The sequence below is a fragment of the Maribacter algarum (ex Zhang et al. 2020) genome, from assembly GCF_005885635.1.
GTDB lineage: Bacteria > Bacteroidota > Bacteroidia > Flavobacteriales > Flavobacteriaceae > Maribacter_C > Maribacter_C algarum.
On sequence record NZ_VATY01000003.1, the window covers coordinates 756,934 to 764,813 of the forward strand.

Genomic DNA, 7,880 nt, shown 5'->3' on the forward strand with positions numbered 1-7,880 from the left:
TTTGCATAATTTTTAACGATTATTTGATATCGTTAAATATTTTTATTCATTTCACTTAAATCGATAAAAATAGCTCAACAAAAAGGTTATTTTTGGAGAAATACGATAATTTATGAGGCTAGAAAAACAGGGGCTATACCTACCGGAATTTGAGCATGATAACTGCGGTGCAGGATTCATTTGTAGTTTGAAAGGAAAGAAATCGAATGACATTATTCACAAGGCACTTGAGATTCTAGATAAGTTAGAACATCGTGGTGCGGTAAGTGCCGATGGTAAGACCGGTGATGGCGCTGGAATTCTTATTGATATTCCCCATGACTTTTTCAATTCGGTTTGCGATTTTGAATTACCAGAACCCGGGCAGTATGCCGTTAGCAATGTTTTTCTACCTCAAAAAGAAAATCAACGTCAATTTTGCATCGATGTCTTCGAAGAAAATATTGAAAAGCAAGGCCTTCAACTTTTAGGCTGGAGGGATGTTCCTGTAAACCGGTCAGTTCCTGGGAGGATTGCTATGGAAACTGAGCCTTTCGTTAAACAACTTTTCATTGCCAAAGAAAATGCTGAGCAAGAGGAGTTCAATTTCAATTTAAAAATTTTCATTGCGAGAAAAGTAACTGAGCATACCATTATCAATTCTAAACTTTCGGAAAGTGGTTTTTTCTATGTCCCTAGTCTTTCGACAAAAATTATCATTTTCAAAGGCTTGTTGATGCCTAAAGACATAAGCCTTTATTATAAAGATTTGATGGACCCTCGGGTTGTTACTAGACTTTCTCTAGTACACCAAAGATTCTCTACGAATACCTTCCCAACATGGGATTTGGCCCAACCCTTTAGATACATGTGCCATAACGGGGAAATAAATACACTTCGTGGCAATGTCTCCAGAATGAGGTCTAGAGAGGAATTATTGGAAAGCGATTGGTTTGGTGAAGAGATTAAAAATATCATTCCTGTCATACTTCCTGGGAAATCGGATTCTGCCACTATGGATATGGTTGTAGAATTGTTGTTGATGACAGGCCGTTCGTTGCCTGAAGTAATGATGATTTTAGTTCCAGAAGCATGGGAGAAAAATCCTGATATGTCTGAAGCTAAAAGAGCTTTTTATGAATATCACTCTTGTATGATGGAGCCATGGGATGGGCCTGCATCAGTTCCTTTTACTGATGGAAACTATATTGGTGCCGTTTTAGATAGAAACGGACTTCGACCTTCAAGATACACCGTAACCAAAGATGATTATGTTATTATGTCATCGGAAGTTGGTGTGGTAGATATCGCTCCAGAAAATGTAGAATTCCATGGAAGACTGGAGCCAGGTAAGATGTTCTTGGTAAATATGGAAGCGGGTCGAATTATCAACGATGAGGAAATAAAAGATGAGATTGCAAAGCGCCATCCATATCAAAAATGGTTAGATGAGAATCTTGTTCATTTAAAGGATATCCCCTATAACGATTGTCCGTTATTCTTAGGAGAAGCTTCATTAGACAAAAGAAAAGCTGCTTTTGGTTATACTCTTGAAGACATCAATACGATTATCCTTCCCATGGGAAAAACAGCCAAAGAGCCGATTGGCTCGATGGGTTCGGATACACCTATTGCAGTCCTTTCAGAACAACCACAGCTTATATACAATTACTTTAAGCAATTGTTTGCACAGGTTACTAATCCTCCTTTGGATGGTATACGCGAGGAATTGATAACAGATATCAGTCTTACATTAGGTAGCGACCATAATATTTTCGATTTCTCGGAATTACATTGCCGAAAATTGAAAATTCAGAATCCGGTAATATCGAAAGAGGATTTGGATAAAATCAAGAATTATGATGCCAGTCCGGATTACAAAGTAGTATCCATTCCTACTTTATACGATATCGAAAGAGGCCACAATGGTTTGGAGGATGCATTGGAATCCATATTAAAACAAGCCGAAAAAGCAGTTGACGAAGGAACAAACATAATTATTCTATCGGATAGAAATGTTAGTAGCACACAAGCGCCTATCCCTGCCTTGTTAGCATGTTCATTTGTAAATAGTGGATTACAAAAACTAGGAAAACGTTCAAAACTGAGCATCATAATAGAATCAGCTGAACCTCGTGAAGTACATCATTTTGCCTTGCTTTTTGGTTTTGGTGCCAGTGCAATCAATCCTTATTTGGTAAATGAAATCATAGGTGAGCAAATAGAGGAACATGACATTACAGAGTATACTTTTGACGAAGCGATTAAGAATTACAACAAGGCGATTGGCAAGGGTATTCTCAAGGTAATGAATAAGATAGGTATCTCAACTTTGAACTCCTACAGAGGGTCTCAGTTGTTTGAGTGTATCGGTATCAATACCAAAGTTGTTGGTAAATACTTCCCTAATACACCAACTCGAATTCAAGGTATTGGCTTATATGAGATAGAGAAAGAGATTGCTAAACGTCACGCTAAGGCATTTGCCAAGAAAGAGGTCGCTGCCAATTTGGATGTACCTATGGGTGGTGAATACAGATGGAGACGTGACGGGGAGAAACACATGTTCAACCCCTTATCAGTTGCGAAACTTCAAAAGGCTGTCCGAAGTAATGAAACAGATAGTTACAAGGAGTTCTCAGAAATGGTCAATGAGCAATCAAAAAATCTTATGACCATTCGGGGATTGTTTGAATTTTCAAATTATGACCCAATTCCTTTAGATGAAGTAGAACCTTGGACAGAAATCGTAAAACGCTTCAAAACTGGAGCGATGTCATACGGCTCTATTAGCAAGGAAGCGCATGAGAATTTGGCCATTGCCATGAATAGAATTGGTGGAAAAAGTAATTCTGGTGAAGGTGGTGAAGATGCTGAACGATTTTACAAAAATGCGACAGGTGATTGGCGAAATAGTGCCATCAAGCAAGTAGCCTCTGGACGTTTCGGTGTAACTTCCGATTACTTAACCAATGCCAAAGAGATACAGATAAAAATGGCACAAGGTGCCAAACCGGGTGAAGGAGGTCAATTACCAGGACCCAAAGTGAATCCTGCTATTGCGAAAACAAGAAACTCTACTCCGTATGTAGGACTAATTTCCCCTCCTCCACATCACGATATATATTCGATTGAGGATTTGTCACAACTGATTTTTGATTTAAAATCTGCCAATCGTGAGGCAAGAATCAATGTGAAATTGGTTTCTGAGATAGGGGTTGGAACTGTTGCCGCAGGGGTAGCAAAAGCGAAAGCAGATGTTGTTCTCGTTTCCGGTTTTGATGGTGGAACAGGAGCTTCACCATTGACCTCTTTAAAACATGCAGGATTACCATGGGAACTAGGAATTGCTGAAGCCCAACAAACCTTGGTAATGAACGATTTGAGAAATCGAATTGTTTTGGAATGCGACGGACAGTTAAAAACCGGTCGTGATGTTGCAGTTGCCTGTCTACTTGGTGCAGAAGAATTTGGCTTTGCAACAGCACCGTTGGTTGCTTCTGGCTGTATTATGATGCGTGTTTGCCATTTGAACACCTGCCCAGTCGGTATTGCCACTCAGAATCCTGAATTGCGTAAAAAATTTAAAGGCAAGCCAGAACATGTGGTGAACTACATGTATTTTGTTGCTCAAGAACTACGAGAAATCATGGCTCAACTTGGTTTTAGAACCGTCAATGAAATGGTAGGCCAAGTTCAAAAACTAGATCGTAAAAAAGCTATTGACCATTATAAGGCAAATGGTATAGACTTGACTCCAATTTTACATCAGGTAGATGTTCCTACTGGAACAAAATTCTACAATACGCAAAAGCAAGTGCATGATGTTGATAAATCCATTGAGTTTGAAATTATCGAAAAGGCAAATCCTTCTTTGTTTAGAAAAGAAAAAGCCGTTTTAGATTTTCCTATTTGTAACACAGATAGAGCGGTTGGAGCTATAATCAGCAATGAGATTTCAAAAATATATGGTGCTCAAGGTCTGCCAATAAACACATTGCGCCTAAACTTTACAGGGTCCGCAGGACAGAGTTTTGGAGCATTCGCTACCAGAGGTTTGACAATGACCGTGAATGGAAATACAAATGACTATTTAGGAAAAGGTTTATCTGGGGCCAAATTGGTGATTAAAGTTCCTGATGGATCAACCATTGTTCCCGAAGAAAATGTTATTACAGGTAACGTTACGCTTTACGGAGCTACTGCAGGAAGAGCCTATATAAACGGAAAAGCAGGTGAACGTTTTTGTGTCCGTAATTCAGGGGCAAAAACGGTAGTAGAGGGTATAGGAGACCATGGTTGTGAATATATGACCGGTGGAGTTGCCGTTATTCTAGGCGGAGTAGGCCGAAACTTTGGTGCTGGCATGAGCGGTGGAATCGCCTTCATTTACGATAAGAACAAAACATTCGAAAAGAATTGCAGCAAAGAAGGTTTGAATTTATTAGCGGTTGAAGAGGAACAAGATATCAAACAATTGCGCGAATTAATTGAAAGCCATTACAATTACACAATGAGCCCTCTAGCACAACGAATTCTTGAAAACTGGGAAGAATGTTTACCTGATTTTGTGAAGGTATTCCCAGAAGAATATCGTCAAGCATTGATTCGCTTAGAAGAAGAAAAACTACAAACTATATAAATCGAAACATGGGAAAGATAACAGGATTTTTGGAATTCGATAGAAAAGTAGAAAGTTACCAAGACGTTGATAAACGTGTAAAAAATTACAAGGAGTTTACCGTTCCCATGAAAGAAAAGGAACTTAAGGAGCAGGGCGCCCGATGTATGGATTGTGGTATTCCCTTCTGTCATAGTGGTTGCCCCTTAGGAAATCTGATTCCTGATTTTAATGATGCGGTTTACAGAGGAAAATGGGAAAAGGCTGCAGGCATCTTGCATTCAACCAATAACTTTCCAGAATTTACAGGAAGGTTATGCCCAGCACCGTGTGAAGAGGCATGCGTTTTAGGGATTAATGAAGACCCTGTTTCGATTGAAAATATTGAAAAAAACATTGTAGAAACTGCTTTTGAAAAAGGATGGATTATCGCACAGCCTCCGGCGACCAGAACAGAAAAGAAAGTGGCTATTATAGGTTCAGGTCCAGCTGGGCTAGCAGCTGCCCAACAATTAAACAGAGCAGGACATACTGTTACCGTTTTCGAAAGAGATGAAAAACCTGGTGGATTATTACGTTATGGAATTCCAGATTTCAAAATGGAAAAGCATGTTATTGACCGAAGACTAAAGGTTCTAGAAGAAGAGGGTATCGAATTCAAATGCAGCGTGCACGTTGGAGTCGATGTAAATGCAGAAGAACTGAAAAATGATTTTGATGCTGTTGTTCTCTGTGGGGGAGCAACCGTACGAAGAAATCTGCCTATCAAAGGTTCAAATTTAAAAGGTGTCGTGCAAGCGATGGATTTTCTACCTCAAAACAATAGACGTGTAGATGGTGTAAAGAAATTTGAAAATGAAATTCTCGCTACAGATAAAGATGTAATTGTAATAGGTGGTGGTGATACAGGTTCGGATTGTATAGGAACATCAATACGCCATGGTGCTAAATCAGTTTCAAATTTTGAAATTATGCCCATGGCAACGGAAGAGCGTCCAGCAGGTCAGCCTTGGCCTTTTTGGCCTATGCGACTCAGAACCAGTTCTTCTCATAAAGAAGGAGCCGAACGCTTTTTTAGTATTTCCACAAAGGAATTTATCGGTGATAAAGATGGAAATCTTAAAGGCTTGATTACCGCAGAAGTTGAATGGATTAAACAAGCTGGTCAACGTCCTATTTTAAAAGAAGTTGAAGGCACAGAAAAAGAATGGAAATGTGAATTAGCTCTATTGGCCATGGGCTTTACAGGTTCTGAAATGACCATAGCAGAACAATTAGGTTTGGAAGCTGATGCAAGAACGAATATTAGAGCGTACGAGAATAATTACATGACAAATGTTCCCGGTGTTTTTGTTGCCGGAGATCAACGGAGAGGACAATCTTTGATTGTTTGGGCTATTTCAGAGGGTAGACAAGCAGCATATCACATTGATACTTTCCTAATGGGAGAATCATATTTACCTTTTAAGGGAGAAGGAGATTTACCAAGGGTGTAAAAAAATAATTAGTCTTTCGTCAATTGACTTCCCCACCAATCCCCATTTGGTTTGAAATCTTCCGAAAGTATTTTTATTCTATCTTTTTCCAAGGATGGCCATTTTTCATTCACCAACATATCGCGACGCTGCTCAGCCAGCCTCTCTTTAAATTCAGGGTCGAATGTGGGCCTATTGGCATCAACATCATTTAACCAAGCTATCAATTTTTCGCTCATCCGCTGAGCAACCGAAGAATGGTACTCAATAATGTTGTTCTTCTCTCCAATATCAGTGTTCAATTGGTAAAGTTCTTCCCTATTATCTTCCCAATAGTGAATTAACTTCCACCCATTTTCTTGTATAATAGATGAAGGTTCGCCTCCTTGATTGCCATAATGTGGATAATGCCAATACAAAGGACGTTCTAGAGCTATTTTTTCCCCTTCCAACAATGGTTTTAAACTAATACCATCAACATGCTGATTCGGTAGCAAATCAATATCTGCTAAATCTAAAATTGTAGGATAGAAATCCGCACCTGTCACTGGATAGTTATTTTCTGCTCCATTATTTCTTAACCATGGTACTTTGATAAAATACGGTTCACGAATTCCACCTTCCCATTGATATCCTTTTCCTCCTCTTAGAGGCAGGTTGGATGTGGAAAAAGAATCACCAGAAGCTACTCCTCCATTGTCTGATGTAAATATCACAATAGTTTCATTATCTATACCTTGATCTCTCAACTCATCCAGAACAACTCCAACAGCGTCATCCATGCTTTCGACTAGTCCCGCATAAATTGGATTATCCTGTTCTTGTCGAATTGGCAGTACGGTTTCCATTATATAACCACTTTCAGCTATTCCTCTTTTAACTGCTTTTTCCCGGTATTTCTTCCATTTGGAATTTGTCGTTTGAATAGGACCATGGACAGCATAAAAAGAAAGGAAAGCAAAAAAGCTAGAATCTTTATGCTTTTTTATAAATGAGGCCGTCTCTTTTGCCAAACGCATTGAAAGGTTTTCGCCATCAACTTGATTCTCCAATTTGGGGTTTTCCCAAGGTGAAAAGTAGCCCCCAATCGGACTCCCTTTGTCCCATCCACCAACATTAATATCGAATCCGTGGTCCTCTGGCCATGATCCTTCTTTTCCCAGGTGCCATTTTCCTGAATAAAAGGTTTTGTAACCTGCCTTTTTCATTGCCTCGGCAAGGATTATTTCTTCTTTCGGTAAATTATGTATATATTCTGGGGGAAGTAATCTGTCATGCCTGCCATGGTCTCGCCATTGGGTTCCAGTCTTTGCACCTATCCAATCGGTTATTCCATGTCTTGCGGTAAATTTTCCAGTCATAATACTTGCCCTCGATGGACTACATACTCTACTAGCTGCATACCCTTGGGTAAATATCATACCATCTTTAGCCAGCCTGTCTATGTTGGGAGTTTCGTAATACTTGCTTCCCGTAATACCTAAGTCCATCAATCCTAAATCATCTACTAGTATAAAAACAACATTTGGTTTTTTCTTGGCGGTTGGCGATTCTTGTTTACAACTAAAGAGAAGTAAGAAAAAGGAAATAAGTAGTGGAGTGCAATTCCTAAAAAACATTCTTTTGATTTTACTCAAATATAGTAAAAAGGTAATTTGAATATTTTCTATTGAATTCGCCTCATAAAAAAAGCCCCTTCACTTGATGTGAAGGGGCTTTCGAAGAAGGCGGCTACCTACTCTCCCACTTGGTGTAGCAGTACCATCGGCGCAGACGGGCTTAACTTCCCTGTTCGGAATGGTAAG

The 7,880-nt window shown here is 39.4% G+C and carries 3 protein-coding genes and 1 rRNA gene; 2 read left to right on the forward strand and 2 right to left on the reverse strand.

From position 1 onward, the window contains the following. Positions 1-112 precede the first annotated feature (112 nt). Complete coding sequence (gene gltB / locus FEE95_RS17035) at positions 113-4,621, forward strand: glutamate synthase large subunit (protein ID WP_138659182.1); 4,509 nt, start codon at positions 113-115, stop codon at positions 4,619-4,621. 8 nt (positions 4,622-4,629) lie between these two features. After that, positions 4,630-6,096: a glutamate synthase subunit beta gene (locus FEE95_RS17040; RefSeq protein ID WP_138659183.1), complete on the forward strand. Its 1,467-nt coding sequence runs from the start codon at positions 4,630-4,632 to the stop codon at positions 6,094-6,096. 8 nt (positions 6,097-6,104) lie between these two features. Here the strand turns inward: FEE95_RS17040 and FEE95_RS17045 are convergent, their stop codons facing one another. Next, positions 6,105-7,694, reverse strand: coding sequence for a sulfatase (locus tag FEE95_RS17045; protein ID WP_138659184.1), 1,590 nt, complete (start codon positions 7,692-7,694; stop codon positions 6,105-6,107). 103 nt (positions 7,695-7,797) lie between these two features. Next, positions 7,798-7,880 (reverse strand): 5S ribosomal RNA (rrf, locus tag FEE95_RS22530); the annotation flags it as partial.

Coding starts and splice junctions, on each gene's coding strand:
- FEE95_RS17045 (WP_138659184.1), bottom strand. CDS start 7,694: ATGTTTTTTAGGAATTGCACTCCACTACTTATTTCCTTTTTCTTACTT.
- FEE95_RS17040 (WP_138659183.1), top strand. CDS start 4,630: ATGGGAAAGATAACAGGATTTTTGGAATTCGATAGAAAAGTAGAAAGT.
- gltB (WP_138659182.1), top strand. CDS start 113: ATGAGGCTAGAAAAACAGGGGCTATACCTACCGGAATTTGAGCATGAT.